The sequence below is a fragment of the Streptomyces sp. NPDC001351 genome (assembly GCF_042896045.1).
GTDB lineage: Bacteria > Actinomycetota > Actinomycetes > Streptomycetales > Streptomycetaceae > Streptomyces.
In genome coordinates this window covers 278023-296762 of record NZ_JBIAWS010000001.1, presented here as the reverse complement: position 1 = coordinate 296762, position 18740 = coordinate 278023, and the positions used below count along the sequence as shown (strand labels likewise).

Here is an 18740-nt window from a genome sequence, read left to right as displayed (position 1 = left end):
TAAACCGCAAAACGCCCATTCAGCTGCGCCCCGACCGGCCCCCCACAAAAGGCGCCACCCGCCTCCGGCACCGCACGATGCCATTGGGACCCGCTGCCCGGCGGCCCCACGGTCTGCGTTTTTCTGGAGGACCCTGGATGACCGCAAGTCTGGAGCAGTTGCGGCGCTGCCATTTCGCCGTCGACCTGGGGGCGGCCCGGACCCGTGTCTACGTCAGGGGCGTCGGCCTCGTCGTCGACCAGCCGTCCGTCGCCGCCGTGAACACCCGCAGCGGTGCCCTCATCGCCGTGGGTGACTTCGCCGAGCGGATGAGGGGCCGCACCCCGGGCCACATCCGCGTGGTGCGCCCGGTGTCCGGCGGCACCGTCGTCGACATCGAGATGGCACAGCGCATGCTCCGGGGCCTGCTCGGCGACCGACTCCGCCGGGCCCTGCGCCGCAAGCCCTTCCTGCGCGCCGCGGCCTGCACCCCGCACGAGGCCGACCCGCTGGCCCGGCGGGCGGCCGTCGAGACGCTGGTCGGGCTCGGCGCACGGCGCGTGGAACTCGTCGACACGCTCATCGCCGCCGCCGTGGGGTGCGGACTGCCCGTGCAGCAGCCCGAGGCCACCATGATCATGGCCTGCGGGACCACGACCACCCAGGTGGCCGTGCTCTCGCTCGGCTCGACCGTGAGCTCCGAACGCATTCCCGTCGGCGGGGATGCCGTCGACCACGCGATCGTCCAGCATCTGCGCCACCAGCACGAGTTGATGCTCCCCAGCCAGTCCGTACGGCCCCTGCACCTGGCCCTCTCCGACATAGGGCTCACCGCCCAGGGTCCGAAGTCCACCGTGATCCGGGGGCGGGACGTGGTCACCGGTCTCGTCCGTTCGGTGCAGGTCGACACCGCCGCCGTGCGGGAGGCGATCGAGACCCCGCTGACCGCCGTGGTCGACGTCATCGGCCGGGTGCTGCGGGAGTGCCCGCCCGATCTGGTCGCCGACCTCGTCGACCGCGGGATCATGCTGGTGGGCGGCAGCGCGCTGCTGCCGGGGCTGGACGAAATGGTGCGGCAGGCCACCGGCATGCCGGTGCACATCGCCGAACGGCCCGACGTGTGTGCCGTACAGGGCCTGGGCTACATGCTGGAGGGCAGGATCGAACCGCTGGTGCTGGGCCCGACCGTCATCTGAGCCCCGGACGGACGCCCAGGAGTCGGGCGCCCGGTCAACGGGCGAACCAGCAGCGCACGGTGGTGCCGCCCGGGCCGGTGTGCACGCGCACCAGGTCCGCGACGAGGTTGACCATGAGGAGCCCACGGCCGCCGTACTGTTCACGCGGGACCGGTCTGCGGCCGGCCAGCGGATCGGCGAGATGGCCCTTGTCGCGCACCTCGCACACCACGTACCCGTCCTCGATCCACACAGCGAGCACACCCGAACCGCCGCCGTGCATCACGCTGTTGGTGGCCAGTTCGGCGGCCGCCAGCGCCAGGTCCTCGACCCGGGCGGACGCGAGGCCGAGGCGTACGGCCTCGTCGACGGCGAGGTGCCGGGCCTCGGAGAGGGAGTCCGTGTCGAAGCGGAAGGATACGGAGGGCGGGACGTCCGGTACGGGCGGCAGCGGTTCGTTGTAGCGGGCCACGACCTCCGCGGGGGCGTAGGCCCCGCTGTCCTCCTGCCGTCCGGAGCCGCCCCGGACGAGGGTGGGGTGGGTGGCGAAGGCGTCCGCGACGACCTGCGGGTCGAGGCGCCGGATGTCGTACGGGCACAGGATGGTCGCGCTCCGGCCCCGGAAGGCCGCGTTGATCAGCGCCTCGTGCTGGACGCAGGCGGGGTATTCGGCGGCTGTACGGCCGGCCCAGATCGGTTCGCCGATGATGCTCACACGGGTGCCGGGCGGCCGGCCGTCCGCGAAGGCGCGCAGCACCGCGGGGATGATCCGGCCGGGGTTGCGCCCGGCCTGCCGCATGTCCAGGAACCGCACGGTGCGGGCGTCCTCGCCCAGCGCGTCCCGGATCAGCCGCAGGCGCTCGCCGGGCACGGCCACGGCGACGGGTTCACCGGCCGCGAGGGCTTCCCGGACGAAGGGGACGGTGCCCGCGAGGTACTCGTCCTCGTCGCGGTAGAGGAGCGCGGGGTGCACGAAGGGGGCGAGGCCTGTGTCGTCGGCGGGGGTCACTGCCGACCACTCCCGTCGACGTGCATGCTCACCACCGCCTCCCCTGCCCCACTGGCTCCCTCGATGTCAGCCCGCGTACCCCGAAGGACGGCTGTCACTCCTCCCAGGACCCGCGGAGTGGTTCCAGTGCGGCATCAGTACGGCAGGATCCGCCCCGACGGCGTCCTGCGGTCGATGGTGGTGTCGCGGGGCGTGGCGGGCCTGCGGTTGACACGGACGCGGGTCTGACGGTTCATGACGCCTCCTCGGACCGGCTGGCTGACGTGAACCAGCCTGGTCCCCGCGCCACTTCGCCACATCGTTCCCACGGAGACACCTGCCATGCCTCCGGAGCACAACCCGGGGCAGAAACCCCTACTTCCCCGGGAGGAGAACGACCCTTAGAAACCCATTGGCCCGCTATGTACGAGCAGGCTTGAACCAGTCGGGGTCGGCCCAGCGCTCGCGTCCGGCCAGGTCCGGCCGGTAGCCGGGGTCCCGTTCCCGGCGCAGCCGGACGCTCCAGTGGAGTACCGCCTCGGGAGGCACGAGGCGTGCACGCCTGCCCACGAGGATCCACGCCGGGCCGTTGTGGTGGACGGGGGCGTCGGCGAAGGCCTCGGTCAGCGCGGTCGCCGTACCGTAGGCGCCGGGCCGGAAGTCCAGGTCGTCCGAGACACCGTCGGTGATCCACTTGAGGGGGATGGTGGAGAGCAGGGGTGCGTCCGGGGCGTGGTCGAAGGTGCCGCCGACGTCGCAGTGCACCCCGGCGAACCACACCTCCTCCGCCGTGCTCGTGTCCGTGTCGGGGCCGGGGCTGCGCGGTTTGACGAGGAACTCCCGGTACGGGCGCCGCAGCTCGTCCAGGGACACGGCGTGCCGGATGCGGGCGGCGTTGGGCAGGGAGTGGGTGTACGGCCAGCGCAGATTGCCCAGGCGGAGGAGGCCGGCCGCCTTCACGGTGTCCCAGACGCCCAGGTAGGCCACCGGCAGGGAGTGGTGCGAGACCTGCCGGGGATCGTTGCGCTTCACCTGCTCCCACAGCGGCTCGCCCTCGGTGCGCAGGCAGAAGGCGTGCGAGAAGCGGGCGACCTCCTGCTCGCTCCTGTCGATCCCGAGGGACTGATTGAATGCGTACTTCGCCACGGCGTACGGCACCAGGTTCTCCGCGCCGGGCCGCATCAGCCCCGGCTTGTTGAGCATCCCCACCAGCGCACGCGCCGTGTAGGCGCCACGGCTGAACCCGAAGACGTAGACCGCGTCCCCCGGCTGCCAGTGGTTCATGAGGTAGGTGTAGGCCTCGGTGAGGTTGGCCTTCAGACCCGTTCCGAAGGCGAGGCCGCCGAGCCGGGAGAGCCTGCGGCCCAGCGGTCCGCGCGCGGTGGCCGAGGACATGGTGCCGACCCCGGGGTCGTAGTAGAGGAGCTGCCTCGACGGGTCGCCCGCCTCCAGCATCTCGTAGAACCTGACCACGTTCGTGGGGTTGCGGGCGCCCACCTGGTTGCCCGAGCCGTCCAGGCAGACGACGATCCTGCGCGGCATGACCACGGCCCGCCTAACCCGCCCGGCGGGTGGTGCCGCGCGCGCCGCGGGAACGCGGCCGGGCGGCCGCGGTGCGCGCCCCGGGCGTGAGCTGCTGCTGGAACGCCTCGAGCGCCATCGGGCTGTCCGCGGGGAGCACGGCCATGACGCGGCGCCGCTGCGCCTTGGCCAGGACGTCCCCGGCGGGTGTGCCGTGCCGGGCGTGGACGATGCGCAGCCGTCCGTCGCCGGAGCCCCGGGGGGCCACGGGGGCGACGCCGGCGTGGGTGCCGTCGGGCAGGGTCACCCACAGGTTGAAGTCGTCGTACCGGATGTAGTCGGCGCCCTTGATCGGCCAGGGGTAGTGGTGCTCCCCGGCGGCCTTGGGCAGGACCCCCTGGTGGTTGCCGCGGGTCAGCGGCACACAGGCGTTGAACAGCGAGTCGGTCCAGGCCGCGACGCCCTCGGCGTCCGTGATCGGGGTCTGCAGCAGCTTGCGGGCCCGCTTGTAGCCGAGGGCCTCCAGCGCGGGAAGCGTCTCGGGGAACGCGGCGACGAGGTCGGCGGCCTCCTGCCGCAGCCGGTCGACCTTCGCGGGGTCGGCGCAGAACTGCATGCTCCACTCGATGCCGACCCGGGCCCGGAACATCCGCCAGCCGGCGTCCGTCTTCACCCAGAGACTGCCGCCGTGATGCATCTCGTAAGGCCCCGGCCCGTAAGGCCGCTCGGTCTTCCCCAACTCCTGGAGGATCTTGTTCACGGTCGTCTTCGCGGCGCGGAACTCCGCGGACTCGGTGCGTTCCTGATGCTTGACCAGCTGTATCTCCCAGGGGTGGTCCTCCCGTTCCGTCTTGCCGAAGGTGAGGGAGGGAGCGGACGTCGTCGCCGTCGCGGATCGGTCGTTGGCCATGACGGCCTCCTTCTGTCGACCTGTCGACACTCCTCTTCTCATCGTCCTCCCAGGGCTCATTTCTCGCTCTGCGTAACAGCTGGACCGTTCAACGACGTAACAGCTGACGGTTCAACGATCGTTTTTCGAGTGGGATCAGCCGGCCGAACACCCACACCTGCGGGACCTGACCGCCCGGCTTCCTACGTCCGCGGCGCACACTGGAGCCATGCGCCTACGCACACCCCCGGGCGCCGTCCGGTGGCACCGCGCCGCACGGACGCTCGCCCGCCGCCACCACCGCCCGGCACCCGCCCGCCCCTCGCGCCGGGCCCAGCTGCTCGCCCTGGTCGCCGTCCTGGACGAGGCGGTGGCCGCCCAGACACCGGCCGACGCGGCGGTGGCCGCCTGCGGCGAACCGGGTCCCGTCTCCCGCCCGACGGCACGCATGTGCAGCCGCCAGAGCAGCACCCTGCACCGCCTGCGCACCCGACTGCAGGACCTCGAACTCACCGCCCCGGACCTGCAGCGGGCTCAGGCCTACGCGGCACGGCTGCTCGCCTACGACCTCTGGATGCTGCGCGAGTCCCTCGACCTGGCCTTCACGCTCCGCCCCGATCCCCGCACCGAGGCCGCCCGGCTGCGCCTCAACGGCCTGGGCCGCCACGCCGACGACCTGCGCCGCCTGCGGGACGGGCTGCGCGAAGAAGCCGGCTGAGAGCCGCCCTATCCGAGGACGGATGAGGTGGCCGAGGGAGGATCGCTCGGCCGGGGCGAGGTCGCCTCGCCCGAGTCGGCCTGGAGCACGAGAACGACCGCTATGACCGCCATGGTCACGGCGGTCAGCGTGACCAGCCACCACATCCTGATCGGTTTCGCATGCCCGGCCATGGCGCCCTCCTTGGGCGCGAGCGTACGCGCAATGGCACCACCGAGGCCCCCTCTTCACAGCACACCGACAGACACGACACCGCACCGGCGCGGATCGACATCGACCACATCGAGGCGGGCAGCGACATGCGGAGCGACCCCTCGTTCGCCGAGTACGCGGGCGAGCGGCCGGGCCGTACCGGCCGAAGCCGCCGTGGCGGAACGAGCCCTGCAGTACCTGGACTTCGCACCGCCGCCCGGGGAGACCGTCCACGATGCGCGGTACTCGCCCGGCTCTCCGCGGTGGAAGCGGCGCTGGAACAACTGCGCCGCGCGGCCGCCGAACCGGTCGGCCAGCACCTGGACGCGCGCGGGTCCGCTCACGGCGTGGATCCGAGAACGGCCGGCCTGGCGTACTGCGGAGCCGGGCGGGAACCGTGACCGGAACGTGGTCCCTGCCGTCGACACCGCGACGATCCCCGCGCCGGTCCTCCAACAGGCGTAAGACGGCAGCACGAAGGCCCTCCGTCCCGTGGGCTTCGACCTTCCCGTGGGCTTCGACCTTCCCGTGGGCTTCGACCTTCTTCGAACCGGACTCACCCGACGTCTCTCGCCCGGCGGGCCAGCAGCTTGCCCAGTTCCCATACGAGCAGCAGCGCGACGGCGGCCAGCAGCGCCCAGCCGTACTGTCGCGCGTTGATCTCGGTCGTCCCCAATACGCGGCGGAAGCCGTCCATCTGGGTGATCAGCACTGAGAGCACCAGTTGCGTCAGGGCCACGCGGTTCATCTGCCTGCTGTCGAAGGAGGAGACGCTCAGCACGGATTCCGTCTCGCTCCGGCACTCGAAAGCCGCCACGATCAGGCAGAGGGCGAAAGCGGTGAAGGCGATCGACTGACCAGTCGCGGTGCTGCCGAAGTGGGCCTGGCCGAGCTTGATCAGCCCGAGCAGGAAGACGGTGATCGCCAGCCCACCGGCACCGACCGTGACCAGCACGGATCGGGTGAGCACCGACTCGCCGCGCGGACGCGGACTGCGGCACATCAGACCGGGGCTCTCCTGGTCGAAACCGAGTGCGAAGCCGAAGGAGGCGTTCACCACGAAGTGGATCCACAGCACCTGCGGGGGCGTGAAGGGTTCACCCGCCGCGATGTTCAGGATGGTGGCTCCGAGGAATGTCAGGACGAAGGTGACCAGCAGGAGCAGCACGAACCGGATGTACTTGGTGAGGTTGTCGTAGATCGTCCGGCCCTGCTCCACGGCGTAGACGATGGTGGCGAAGTTGTCGTCGGAGAGGATCATGCGGCCGGCGTTCTTCGCCACGTCCGTGCCGCTGCCCATCGCGATGCCGATGTCGGCGGCCTTGATGGCGGGCGCGTCGTTGACGCCGTCCCCGGTCATCGCCACGACGTCGCCCTTCTTCTTGAGCGTGTCGGCGAGCAGCACCTTGTGCTCCGGCGCGACCCGTCCCACCACGCCGATGCGGTCGATGCGGGCCAGCCGTTCCGCCTCGCTGAGCGCCGCGAAGTCCGCGCCGAGGACGGCCTCGCCGGGGATGCCGATCTGCCGGGCGATCGCCGCGCCGGTCGTGATGTCGTCGCCCGTCACCAGGCGGACCCGGATGTGCGCCGCGCGTGCGTCCGCCACGGCGGCCTTCGACTCCTCGCGGGGCGGATCGACCATGGCGACGAGACTGGTCATCCGCAGTTCGGTGACGTACGCGAGCAGATCGCCGTCGGGATCGAAGCCGGCCGGGTCGAGATCCCGGGTGGCCGCGGCCATCACCCGGTGCCCCTCGCCGCCCATCCGCTCGATCTGCGCCTCCGCCCGGTGTCGCAGATCGGCGTCCCACGGGATGGTCTCCTTGGCCGCGAGCGCGGTGGCGGCCCGCGCCATCACCGCCGGGGCCGCGCCCTTGGCGAAGCACCGGACGACCGGACGACCGGCAGCGTCGAGGGCCGAGTTGAAGGTGGCCATCAGTTTGTATTCCGGGTCGAACGGCAGAGTCGCGAGACGGGGGAGGCGTTCCCTGGTGGCGTCCGTGTCAAGCCCCGCCTTGTGGGCCAGCACCAGCAGCGCGCCCTCCGTCGGGTCGCCCACCACCTCGCCGTCGACCAGCTTGGCGTCGCTGGCCACGACGTACGGCAGGATCGCGTCCTCGACGCCCGCGGAGGAGCCCGCGGCGTGGTGGACGCTCCCCTCCAGTCCATAGCCCGTGCCCGAGACGGTGTACCTGTCGGTGGGACTGAGCACTTCGACGACGGTCATCTGGTTCATCGTCAGGGTGCCGGTCTTGTCCGAATTGATTGCCGAGGTGAAGGCGAGGGTCTCGACGGACGGCAGTTCCTTGACGATGGCGCTCCGTTTCGCCAGCTTGAGGCTCCCGACGGAGAGGATCGCCTGGGTCACGGTCGGCAGGGCCTCGGGTATGGCGGCGATGGCCAGGGAGACCGAGCTGACGAACAGCGCGTCCCATGCCAGACCCCGGCTGCGCCCCAAGGCGAACATCACGATCATGGTGAGTCCCGCCGCGCCCGTGATCCACAGGGTCAGGGTGTCAAGCTCCTTGGTGAGGGGCGGTACCTCCCTCTCGGTGGCCGACAGCATTCCGGAGATCTTGCCGAGCTCGGTGTCCGCGCCGATGGCGGTCACCACGACCGTGCCGCTGCCATGAGTGACCGGGGTGTTCATGAACGCCGTGTTGGTCTGGTCCCCGGGCGGCAGCAGCCGCCCGCCCGCCAGCGCGGCGGTGTCCTTCGTGGCGGGGACGCTCTCGCCGGTGAGCGCCGACTCGTCGATCTGCAGCGCGCTGGCCTCGATGATGCGTCCGTCCGCCGGCACCTGGTCCCCGGCCGAGAGGAGCACCGTGTCACCGACGACGAGCTCCTCCGCCGGGATCTCCGCCTCGGTACCGTCCCTCCGCACCCGCGCCGTGGCCTTCATCATCGACTTCAGCGCGTTCATCGCGCTCTCGGCCTTGCCTTCCTGGCGCAGGCCCACGACCGCGTTCAGCAGGGTCAGCACGAGGAGCAGGATCCCGGTCGTCCACTCCTTGACGAGCAGCGAGACCGCGGCCGCGGCCACCAGGACGATCTGCATATAGCTGCGGTACTGCGCCAGGAACCGGCGCCAGGCCGGGACACGGCCCTCCTCCGGCAGGGCGTTGGGGCCGTGCGCGGCCCGCAGTTGGGCGGCCCGTGCCGCACTGAGCCCGACCGAGGGATCGACACCGAGAGCCGTCACCACCTCCGTGGGGGAATGCGCGTACCAGCCGTCCGGCGAAACCTGCGGCTGTCTGCCCACGGAATCCGGCTGTGCCGTCATCGTCTGCCTCCGATCCTGGCCGGTCGCCTCCCCCTGTTGCAGGACCAGGGCCTGTTGCGAAAGTCCCGCCGCCCCGCGACGCCCGGCACGCTCCCCCACTGCCCCGGGAGGGCGCGTGTGGTTTTGGTGGCCCCACGCGCACGCACCGGACGCCGTGGGCCCGCCCTCCGGGCGGACGACGGGACTTTGGCAACCGGCCCTAGCCGCGCTTCTTCTTCCCGGCGCGCCGCCCGGATGTCCGAGCGTCTCGCCCCGAAGGGTGCCGGGCCGCATACGGATCGGCCGGCATACCGGTGGGTGCCTCCCGCTCCAGGCCCCGCTTGGCGACGAGCAACTCCTTCCGGGCCGCCTCCGGCATCTGCGGGTACTGGGGGTCGATGTCCATCAGCGTGTGCGCGAGGATCGCCGCCGTACAAAGCCGCGCGAACCACTTCCGGTCCGCCGGGACCACGTACCAGGGCGCCCACTCCGTACTCGTGGCTGACAGCATCTTGGAGAACGCACGCTGGTATTCGGCCCAGTGCCGACGCTCCCGGACGTCGGCCGCGGAGAACTTCCAGTTCTTCTCCGGCAGGTCGATCCGCTTCAGGAAGCGGGCGCGCTGCTCCTCCTTCGACAGGTTCAGGAAGATCTTCACCACCTTGAACCCGTTGTCCACGAGATAACGCTCCCAGTCGTTGATCTCCCGGTACCGCCGCTTCCACACACCGGACCCGCGTGCGCTGTCGGGCAGCTTCTGCCGGACGAGGTTCTCGGTGTGCACGCGTACGACGAGAACCTCTTCGTAGTGCGACCGGTTGAAGATGGCGATCTCGCCGCGCGCGGGGAGCCGCCCCGCGTAACGCCACAGGTAGTCGTGGTCCAGCTCCTCGCTGGAGGGCACCTTGAAGCTGCTCACCCGCACGCCCTGTGGATTGACGCCGCTCATCACATGGCGGATCGTTCCGTCCTTGCCTCCGGCGTCGAGTGCCTGCAGGCACAGCAGCACGCCGTACGTGTCCTGGGCGGCCAGCCGCGACTGGTACTCCGCCAGCAGCTCCACCCCGGTCCGCAGCAGATCCGCCGCCTTGCGCTTCTTCAGACCGGCCTTTTCGCGAGGATCGAAGTCACGTTCCAGACGGACCGTCGAGCCCGGTGCCACCCGCAACGGCTCGATGAACTCTGCGATGCGTTCGGCTCTGTCGTCCGACATCACTCATCAGTTCCTCTCCGTCGCCGTCCGCCCGGCCACCGCGCCGAGTGCTCTGCGGGCCCGGCGTTCGGCCAGGATCGGAAGGCAGGCCAGGCGGCCCTCAGCCGCGTCACCATGTCGCGGACGGCCCCGGCCCTCGAGGGGAGGCAACGCTCCGACCGGGGGAAACTCTTCGTCCGCCGTCATGGCCGTTGCGGAACATCGCACGGTATCTGCACGGCGACCGCGAGAACGGGCCCCTCACCAGGGCACCAGATGTCGCACGCGTGCACCGTGACGTGACGCCCCGTGGCGGGCACGGTGCCCGCATGCAGGACCAGGTCCCCGGTCCGGGTCCCGTTGCCCGTGTACTCGACGGGAGCTTCCCTTCCTTCCATGCTGAACCGGTGCCTCCGAGCGTGCATCCCGACGGCTTCCTGGTCCGGCGGACCCTCGTGTCCGGCCTGCACTTCGGGCATGCGCAGCCGAATGTCGACGACGAAGCGGTAACCACCGCGGCTGCGGCCGGAGATGGCAGCGGTGCCGCCGTACAGCGCGGCCCTGATTCCGGTCCGGTGATCCCGCCGCGCGGGCCAACCCCTCCGGGGTTACGCGCCGGAAGCGCGTGATGACGCGGCGTAGTTCCGGTCCGTGTCCGTCATAGTTCCGGTCTGTGTTCGTCGCGCGTACGGCCGCGGCGACGCTGCCGCGGTCCAACTCGGCGCGAAGATCAGTCGGGCGCTCGCCTTTCGCGCTGCTTTCAAGGACGTTGCCCCGCCGTCGTACGGCGGGGCAGACGCTGAGAGTGCGCCGCGTGTTCGCCCTATGTATTGACCAGGGCGTTTGTCTCTTCGTTGTCAGGTTCGGCGTAGTCAGCTGCGGCCCATGTCTCTCGGCGCAGGACGAACCCGGTGATGAGCGCCGTGACCGCCGCCAGAGCTGCGCCGATGACGGCGACGGTGTTGAGTCCGTGGACGAACGCGGCGCTCAAGAGGTGTTCAAGGGCCGGCCGGGCCGTGACCGGAGCCCGAGCGGTGATCGCTTGGGCTCCGCCTCCGGTGAGTTCCTGGGCGGTCGCGTGGGCGTCGGTGACGTGCCCGGTCAGTTCTGACTTCGCGACCGCGGCCATCACGCTGGCGAAGATGGCGACACCGACGGCGTAGCCGAGCTGCTGGAAGGTGGTGAACGCCCCTGCGGCCATGCCGGCGCGGCGGTGCGGGACGGATTCGATCGCGAGGGTGGTGGCGACCGGGAAGACCATGCCCATGCCCAGACCGCTGACGAACAGTCCGGCGATGACGCGGCTGCCGGTGGAGCCGGGGGTCAGGCCCGCCTGTGCCAGGGCGCCGACGGCGACCAGCAGAAGGGCGACGGGCAGGGAGTAGCGCGGGAGGAAGCGGTGCAGCCGGCGTCCGGCCAGCAGCGAGACGATCATCGACGCGGCGGAGCTGGGCAGCATGATCAGCCCCGCGCCCAGCGGGGACAGGCCGGTCAGGGACTGCAGCCAGATGGAGGTGTACGCCATGAAGCCGTAGGCGGTGAACTCGCCGACGAACATGGCGACCAGGGCGGCGGTGAAGGCGGGCCGGCGCAGCAGCGCCAGGTCGAACATCGGATGGTCGGTCGCACGCTGTCGCAGCACGAACGCGAGCAGGGCGACGGCACAGACACCGAAGGCGATGAGAGTCCCCGATCCGGTCCAGCCCGAGGCGTGGGAGCGGATGGTGCCGTAGAGCAGGGAGCTTGCGAACAGCGCGAACAGCAGCATGCCGGCCACGTCCAGATCCTGCCGTCGCTCCTGGGCAACCGGGGATTCGTCAGCGGCCTGCTCGTCGGACTCGCCTACTTCGCCGCCGTCAACGGGTTCGCCTACGTCATATCCCTGTACTTCCAGCTCGGACTCGGCTTCGCACCCGCCGGTGCCGCTCTCGCGATGTCGCCGATGATGCTGGGCATCATCGTGTCGTCGTTCGCCGCGCGGCCGCTGATCCCGAAACTCGGGCGCCGGCTCGTCATCGCGGGTCTGGTCGTCACGATCGCGGCGGTCGCGGGCATGCTCGTCACCGGCGTCGCGTTGGGCGACACGGTCTCCGCGTGGGCGCTCGCCCCCTCCGTGTTCGTGCTGGGTCTCGGCATGGGCGCGTGCCTCGCGAGCATCTACGACGTGACCATCGGCGACGTCCGCAGAGAGGAGGCCGGCAGCGCCAGCGGCTCACTCTCCGCGGTTCAACAGCTCGCCAATGCCATGGGAGCGGCGATCGTCACCACCGTCTACTTCGACGCGGTGTCCACGGGCGGACAACTGCACGGGTTCCTCACCGCGCTCGGCGCCATAGGCGGAGTACTCGTCCTGTGCTTCACGTTCGTGTGGCTCCTGCCACGCGAGGCACCCGCCAACGGCCGCCACTGAGCGGGGCCCGCTGTCCGTGAACGACTCGTGCGCGGTGGATCACCAGCCACCACGCGTGATGCAGCTACTCCGCCGCCGTCAGAGGAACAGCGGATTCCATCCGTCCAGGCAAAGTTGACGATCCGACAGGACAAGATGAACGTTTCAGCAGGCCAGAGACCTGCAGAGTGGGGCGGGTGGGACTCGAACCCACGGCCGACGGATTATGAGTCCGCTGCTCTAACCGGCTGAGCTACCGCCCCACGGCGGCGTGTCGCGCACATTTGTGCGCGCCGTCTGCCGCAGCATAGCCGCTCATACGATCTCCTGCTTCGGATGGTCGACTTCGCACGCCCATGGAGACTGCACCGCGGCCTGCGCGGTTCCCGCCCACATGAAAAAGGACCCCAAGGGGGTCCTCTTCTGTGCTCCCCCGACTGGACTCGAACCAGTAACCTGCCGGTTAACAGCCGGCTGCTCTGCCAATTGAGCTACGGAGGACCGAGCTCCCCCGACTGGACTCGAACCAGTAACCTGCCGGTTAACAGCCGGCTGCTCTGCCAATTGAGCTACGGAGGAATGCCTCGTTGCATCGAACGTACCTGTCTGGGTATTCGCCAGAGGGCGGGCGCTCGCTGCGACACATACATTAGCGCAAGCAGGGGGGTGCTCCGCCAATCGGTACTCCCCCAGGACGGAAGGGTGGCTCCGCCATGCGCTACAAGCTCACGTTCGTCGTCGGACTGGCTCTGGGTTACGTCCTCGGCACACGTGCCGGTCGCGAGCGCTACGAGCAGCTGAAGAAGTCCGCACGCCAGGTCGCGCAGAACCCGGCCGTCCGCAACACCGCGGAGTCGGCCGCGCAGCAGGGCCGCGAGTTCGCCGGCAAGGCGTACCACGCGGTGAGCGAGAAGGTCGGCGACCGCGTCCCCGACTCGGTGGCCCAGCGGGTCCGCTCCCTGCGGGAGCGCAACACCAACGGCGCAGCGGAGGACGACTGGGGCACCAGCAACACGTAGCAGCTCACCTGCCACGACGCGCCCGCACCCGGCGAAGCGCACACACTCCTGTGGCGCGGGGCCCATAGAATTTTCGCCATGGGGATAGTCGCCGGGTTGGACAGTGCACCCGATTTCACTCGCATCGTCGTCTGCGACACGGACACGGGCACCGTGCTCAGGCAGGGGTATGCCCCGCATCCGGTGGACGGCGACCGGCCCGCCGACGTCGACCCGCAGGCCTGGCTGCTGTCCCTCGGTGAAGCGGCCGGCGGCGGGCTCCTCGAGGGCGTGCAGGCCATCGGCGTGTCGGCGCAGCAGAACGCGCTCGTGCCGCTGGACGCGCAGGGCGGCACCGTCCGCCCCGCGATGGTCGGCGGCGACAAGCGCGCGCAGGTCGCGGCGGCCGATCTGATCGACGCGCTCGGCGGCCGGGAGGCCTGGGCGCAGGCGGTGGGCTGTGTGCCGCAGGCCGCGCAGCCGGTGACCAAGCTGCGCTGGCTCGCCAAGAACGAACCCGATGCCGCTCTGCGCACCGCGATGTTGATGCAGGCGCACGACTGGCTGGTGTGGCAGTTGCTGGGGAGGCCGGTCAGACGGACCACCGACCGGGGCGGTGCCTCCGGGACCGGGTACTGGTCGGCGGCGACCGGCAGCTACCGTTCCGATCTCGTCGAGCTGGCGCTCGGCCATCAGGCGATGCTGCCCGAGGTGATCGGGCCTGCGGACGCCGCGGGCACGACCCCGGAGGGGCTGCTGATCTCCGCCGGGACCGGGGAGACCATGTCAGCCGCCTTCGGGCTGGGCATCGGGCTCGGTGACGCGGTGGTGTCGCTCGGCGCCTCCGGGTCCGTCATGGCCGTACACCCCGAGGCCCTGGTCGACAGCACCGGGATGATCACGTCCCTCGCCGACGCGACCGGCATGCATCTGCCGGTCGTCACCACGCTGAACGCCGTACGGACCCTGCGGGGGACCGCCGAGCTGCTCGGGCTGCCCGATCTGGAGAGCCTGTCAGAGCTGGCGATGAAGTCGACCCCGGGCGCCCACGGACTCGTACTCCTGCCCTATCTGGAGGGTGAGCGGACGCCGAACCTGCCGCACACGGCGGGGTCGATCGCCGGGCTGCGGCGGGAGTCGATGAAGGGCGAGCACCTCGCGCGGGCGGCGTTCGAGGGCATGCTGTGCGGGCTCGCGGACGCGCTGGACGTGCTGCGCGGCCGGGGTGTCGAGGTACGGCGGATCTTCCTGCTGGGGGCGGCCGCCGAACTGCCCGCCGTGCAGGCGGCGGCGCCCATGCTCTTCGGGGCGCAGGTCGTCGTGCCGCAGCCCGCGGACTATGCCGCGATCGGTGCCGCCCGGCAGGCCGCCTGGGCGCTCGGGGTCTCGCAGGGCACCCTCGATCCGCGCAACCCGCCCGTCTGGCAGGGCGCGAGCGGACAGGTGCTGGAGCCCGGTGACGAGTTGGCGGTGGGTCAGGCGGTGCGGCAGCAGTTCGTTTCGGTCAGGGAACAGACACACCCCGGCGCTTTCCGCCCATAAGGCGGTACGGAGCACTGCTGTCGGCTTAATCGGTTGAGGTAACACGGGTGGAGTGTCCGACGATAGGAGCCTGGGGCATCAAGCCCGCCCCACCGCCGACTCCGAGAGACGTAGCGTGCTCATACGACTTCTGCGGACCTACCTCAGGCCCTACAAGAAACCCATCACCCTGCTGGTGCTGCTGCAGTTCCTGCAGACCTGCGCCACCCTCTACCTGCCCACGCTGAACGCGCACATCATCGACAACGGTGTCGTGAAGGGTGACACCGGCTACATCCTCTCCTTCGGCGCCCTGATGATCGGCATCTCGCTGGCGCAGGTCGTCTGCAACATCGGCGCCGTGTACTACGGCGCCAAGACCGCCTCCGCGGTCGGCCGCGACCTCCGGGCGGCGGTGTTCGACCGGGTGCAGTCCTTCTCGGCGCGGGAGGTCGGGCAGTTCGGGGCGCCCTCCCTGATCACCCGTACGACCAACGACGTACAGCAGGTCCAGATGCTGGCCCTGATGACGTTCACGCTGATGGCTTCGGCGCCGATCATGTGCGTGGGCGGGATCGTGCTGGCGCTCGGCCTGGACGTGCCGCTGTCCGGGGTGCTGGTCGCCGTGGTGCCGACGCTGGGCATCTGCGTGACGCTGATCGTACGGCGGCTGCGACCGCTGTTCAGGGCCATGCAGGTGCGCCTTGACACGGTGAACCGGGTGCTGCGGGAACAGATCACCGGCAACCGTGTGATCCGGGCGTTCGTGCGGGACGACTACGAGAAGGATCGTTTCCGTAAGGCGAACGCCGACCTCACCGAGATGCAGCTGGCCACCGGCAACATGCTCGCGCTGATGTTCCCGATCGTGATGACGGTGGTGAACCTGTCCTCGATCGCGGTGGTGTGGTTCGGCGCGCATCGCATCGACAGCGGGGGGATGGCGATCGGTGACCTGACCGCGTTCCTCGCCTATCTGATGCAGATCGTGATGTCCGTGATGATGGCCACCTTCATGTTCATGATGGTGCCGCGCGCGGAGGTCTGCGCCGAGCGGATCGAGGAGGTCCTCGGGACCTCGTCGAGCGTGGTGCCGCCCGTCGCACCGGTCACGGAGCTGCGCCGACACGGGCATCTGGAGATCCGTGGTGCCGGCTTCCGCTATCCGGGCGCCGAGGAGCCCGTGCTCAAGGGCATCGACATGGTGGCGCGGCCCGGCGAGGTGACCGCCGTCATCGGTTCGACCGGCAGCGGCAAGTCCACGCTGCTCGGGCTGGTCCCACGGCTGTTCGACGCGACCGACGGCGAGGTGCTCGTCGACGGCACGGACGTCGCGACGCTCGACCCGAAGCTGCTCGCCAAAACGGTCGGACTGGTCCCGCAGAAGCCGTACCTGTTCGCGGGGACGGTGGCGACCAATCTGCGCTACGGCAATCCGGACGCCACGGACGAGGAGCTGTGGCACGCGCTGGAGGTGGCACAGGCCAAGGAGTTCGTCGAGCGGCTGGAGAACGGCCTCGACTCCCCCATCGCACAGGGCGGCACCAATGTCTCCGGCGGCCAGCGGCAGCGGCTCGCGATCGCGCGGACGCTGGTGCAGCGCCCGGAGATCTACCTCTTCGACGACTCCTTCTCCGCCCTCGACTACGCGACCGACGCGGCGCTGCGGGCGGCCCTCGCCGAGGAGACCGCGCAGGCGACCGTCGTGATCGTCGCCCAGCGGGTGGCGACCATCCGGGACGCGGACCGGATCGTCGTACTCGACGAAGGACGTGTCGTCGGGACCGGCAAACATCACGAGCTGATGGCGGACAACGAGACCTACCGGGAGATCGTGCTCTCCCAGCTGACGGAAGCGGAGGCTGCCTGATGGCCGGGCCCATGGCGCGGATGATGGGTCAGGGCGGGGGCCCCGACAGCCGTTCGATGGACTTCAAGGTGTCGGGCAAACGCCTGATCGCCCAGTTCAAGCCGGAGCGGCTGACCATCTACGTACTGCTGCTCTGCGTGGTCGTGAGCGTCGGCCTGAACGTGGTCGGGCCGAAGATCCTCGGCAAGGCCACCGACCTGGTCTTCGCCGGCATCATCGGGCGGCAGATGCCGTCCGGGGCCACGAAGGACCAGGTCCTCGCCTCCATGCGGGAGCGGGGGCAGGGCCAGGTCGCCGACATGCTCCGCAGCACCGACTTCACCCCGGGCAAGGGCATCGACTTCGGTGCGGTGGGCGACGTACTGCTGCTCGCGCTGGGCACGTTCCTCGTCGCCGGTCTGCTGATGGCGGTGGCGACACGGCTGGTGAACCGGGCCGTGAACCGGACCATGTACCGGCTGCGCGAGGACGTGCAGGCGAAGCTGTCGCGGCTGCCGCTGTCGTACTTCGACAAGCGGCAGCGCGGTGAGGTGCTGTCCCGGGCGACCAACGACATCGACAACATCGGGCAGACGCTGCAGCAGTCGATGGGCCAGCTCATCAACTCGCTGCTGACGATCATCGGTGTGCTGGCGATGATGTTCTGGGTGTCGTGGCTGCTCGCGCTGGTGGCGCTGGTCACCGTGCCGCTGTCGTTCGTGGTCGCCACGCGGGTCGGCAAGCGGTCGCAGCCGCACTTCGTGCAGCAGTGGCGCTCCACCGGCAAGCTGAACGCCCACATCGAGGAGATGTACACCGGCCACACGCTGGTGAAGGTGTTCGGACGGCAGGAGGAGTCGGCGAAGCAGTTCGCCGAGCAGAACGACGCGCTGTACGAGGCCGGGTTCAAGGCGCAGTTCAACAGCGGGGTCATGCAGCCGCTGATGATGTTCGTGTCGAACCTCAACTATGTGCTGGTGGCGGTGGTCGGCGGTCTGCGGGTCGCCTCGGGTGCGCTGTCCATCGGTGACGTGCAGGCCTTCATCCAGTACTCGCGGCAGTTCTCGATGCCGCTGACGCAGGTCGCGTCGATGGCGAACCTGGTGCAGTCGGGTGTCGCCTCGGCCGAGCGGATCTTCGAACTCCTGGACGCGGAGGAGCAGGAGGCGGATCCGGTGCGCGGCGAGCGGCCCGAGGAACTGCGCGGGCGGGTGGAACTGGAGAACATCTCCTTCCGCTACGACCCCGAGAAGCCGCTGATCGAGGACCTGTCCCTGAAGGCGGAACCCGGGCACACGGTCGCGATCGTCGGCCCGACGGGAGCGGGCAAGACCACCCTGGTCAATCTGCTCATGCGGTTCTACGAGGTCTCCGGCGGGCGGATCACCCTCGACGGCGTCGACATCGCGACCATGTCCCGCGACGAACTGCGGGCCGGGATCGGCATGGTGCTGCAGGACACCTGGCTGTTCGGCGGCACGATCGCGGAGAACATCGCGTACGGCGCCTCGCGGGACGTCACGCGCGGCGAGATCGAGGAGGCCGCACGGGCCGCGCACGCCGACCGGTTCATCCGGACGCTTCCCGACGGCTACGACACCGTGATCGACGACGAGGGCACGGGGGTCAGCGCCGGTGAGAAGCAGCTCATCACCATCGCGCGGGCGTTCCTGTCCGACCCGACGATCCTGGTGCTGGACGAGGCGACCTCTTCGGTCGACACCCGGACCGAGGTGCTGATCCAGAAGGCGATGGCGAAGCTGGCGCACGGGCGTACGTCGTTCGTGATCGCGCACCGGCTGTCGACGATCCGGGACGCGGACACGATCCTCGTGATGGAGAACGGGGCGATCGTGGAGCAGGGCGCGCATGCGGAGCTGCTCGCCGCGGACGGTGCCTATGCGCGGTTGTACAAGGCGCAGTTCGCGCAGGCGGTGGCCGAGGTGGACTGAGCCGTTGCCCGGCGCTGGGGCTGGGCCGGGTGGGTGTGCACTTGCCCGCGTCAGCGGGGTGCCGCTGCGCCCACCCGTGCCGCCCCAGCGGCACGACTGCCCGCAGCTACGGCGG

Annotated in this window: 15 protein-coding genes and 3 tRNA genes; 7 read left to right on the top strand and 11 right to left on the bottom strand. The window is 70.1% G+C overall.

Features of this window, described 5'->3' with window-relative positions:
- Nucleotides 1–137 precede the first annotated feature (137 nt).
- Entirely contained in the window at nt 138–1175 is a 1038-nt protein-coding gene (locus ACFY1U_RS01285; protein WP_390692076.1) for a rod shape-determining protein, read from the top strand.
- A 34-nt stretch (nt 1176–1209) separates the two neighbouring features.
- Here ACFY1U_RS01285 and ACFY1U_RS01280 read toward each other — a convergent pair whose 3' ends face one another.
- The 3 genes from ACFY1U_RS01280 to ACFY1U_RS01270 form a co-directional block, all read right to left on the bottom strand.
- A complete protein-coding gene (locus ACFY1U_RS01280) occupies nt 1210–2163 on the bottom strand; it encodes an anti-sigma factor RsbA family regulatory protein (RefSeq protein ID WP_390692075.1) in 954 nt (317 codons plus the stop codon).
- Nucleotides 2164–2562: 399 nt separating this feature from the next.
- A complete protein-coding gene (locus ACFY1U_RS01275; RefSeq protein WP_390692074.1) occupies nt 2563–3684 on the bottom strand; it encodes a DUF2235 domain-containing protein in 1122 nt (373 codons plus the stop codon).
- A 13-nt stretch (nt 3685–3697) separates the two neighbouring features.
- Nucleotides 3698–4573 (bottom strand): DUF6424 family protein, encoded by an 876-nt coding sequence (locus ACFY1U_RS01270; protein WP_390692073.1) that lies wholly within the window; start codon nt 4571–4573, stop codon nt 3698–3700.
- A gap of 208 nt (nt 4574–4781) precedes the next feature.
- Here ACFY1U_RS01270 and ACFY1U_RS01265 point away from each other — a divergent pair, with 208 nt between their 5' ends.
- The gene (locus ACFY1U_RS01265) at nt 4782–5270 is read left to right on the top strand and encodes a hypothetical protein (RefSeq protein ID WP_390692072.1); all 489 of its coding nucleotides are present in this window, start codon (nt 4782–4784) and stop codon (nt 5268–5270) included.
- 8 nt (nt 5271–5278) lie between these two features.
- Here ACFY1U_RS01265 and ACFY1U_RS01260 read toward each other — a convergent pair whose 3' ends face one another.
- From ACFY1U_RS01260 to ACFY1U_RS01240, 5 genes are all read right to left on the bottom strand, one after another.
- Nucleotides 5279–5443, bottom strand: coding sequence for a hypothetical protein (locus ACFY1U_RS01260; protein WP_344406663.1), 165 nt, complete (start codon nt 5441–5443; stop codon nt 5279–5281).
- 54 nt (nt 5444–5497) lie between these two features.
- The gene (locus ACFY1U_RS01255) at nt 5498–5806 is read right to left on the bottom strand and encodes a hypothetical protein (RefSeq protein ID WP_390692070.1); all 309 of its coding nucleotides are present in this window, start codon (nt 5804–5806) and stop codon (nt 5498–5500) included.
- 212 nt (nt 5807–6018) lie between these two features.
- Nucleotides 6019–8745 carry a cation-translocating P-type ATPase gene (locus ACFY1U_RS01250; protein WP_390692069.1) on the bottom strand — a complete coding sequence of 909 codons (2727 nt, stop codon included), beginning with the start codon at nt 8743–8745 and terminating at the stop codon, nt 6019–6021.
- Nucleotides 8746–8944: 199 nt separating this feature from the next.
- Nucleotides 8945–9937, bottom strand: a complete 993-nt coding sequence (locus ACFY1U_RS01245; RefSeq protein ID WP_390692068.1) for a polyphosphate kinase 2 family protein — start codon at nt 9935–9937, stop codon at nt 8945–8947.
- 802 nt (nt 9938–10739) lie between these two features.
- The gene (locus ACFY1U_RS01240; protein WP_390692816.1) at nt 10740–11684 is read right to left on the bottom strand and encodes an MFS transporter; all 945 of its coding nucleotides are present in this window, start codon (nt 11682–11684) and stop codon (nt 10740–10742) included.
- On the opposite strand from ACFY1U_RS01240, the gene ACFY1U_RS01235 reads away from it, so the two are divergent.
- Complete coding sequence (locus tag ACFY1U_RS01235) at nt 11628–12326, top strand: MFS transporter (RefSeq protein ID WP_390692067.1); 699 nt, start codon at nt 11628–11630, stop codon at nt 12324–12326. The two genes, ACFY1U_RS01240 and ACFY1U_RS01235, sit on opposite strands and share 57 nt — an antisense overlap.
- Before the next feature lie 168 nt (nt 12327–12494).
- Here the strand turns inward: ACFY1U_RS01235 and ACFY1U_RS01230 are convergent.
- From ACFY1U_RS01230 to ACFY1U_RS01220, 3 genes are all read right to left on the bottom strand, one after another.
- Nucleotides 12495–12568, bottom strand: a tRNA-Ile gene (locus ACFY1U_RS01230).
- A 165-nt stretch (nt 12569–12733) separates the two neighbouring features.
- Nucleotides 12734–12806, bottom strand: a tRNA-Asn gene (locus tag ACFY1U_RS01225).
- A gap of 5 nt (nt 12807–12811) precedes the next feature.
- A tRNA-Asn gene (locus ACFY1U_RS01220) sits at nt 12812–12884 on the bottom strand.
- Between the two features lie 134 nt (nt 12885–13018).
- Between ACFY1U_RS01220 and ACFY1U_RS01215 the strand changes: the two genes are divergently transcribed.
- The 4 genes from ACFY1U_RS01215 (at nt 13019) to ACFY1U_RS01200 (ending at nt 18625) form a co-directional block, all read left to right on the top strand.
- Nucleotides 13019–13324, top strand: coding sequence for a YtxH domain-containing protein (locus tag ACFY1U_RS01215; protein ID WP_390692066.1), 306 nt, complete (start codon nt 13019–13021; stop codon nt 13322–13324).
- A gap of 78 nt (nt 13325–13402) precedes the next feature.
- A complete protein-coding gene (locus ACFY1U_RS01210; protein WP_390692065.1) occupies nt 13403–14845 on the top strand; it encodes an FGGY family carbohydrate kinase in 1443 nt (480 codons plus the stop codon).
- 115 nt (nt 14846–14960) lie between these two features.
- On the top strand, nt 14961–16694 hold the full coding sequence (locus tag ACFY1U_RS01205) for an ABC transporter ATP-binding protein (protein ID WP_390692064.1): 1734 nt from the start codon (nt 14961–14963) through the stop codon (nt 16692–16694).
- The gene (locus ACFY1U_RS01200; protein ID WP_390692063.1) at nt 16694–18625 is read left to right on the top strand and encodes an ABC transporter ATP-binding protein; all 1932 of its coding nucleotides are present in this window, start codon (nt 16694–16696) and stop codon (nt 18623–18625) included. Before ACFY1U_RS01205 ends, ACFY1U_RS01200 begins: the two co-directional genes overlap by 1 nt.
- Nucleotides 18626–18740 lie beyond the last annotated feature (115 nt).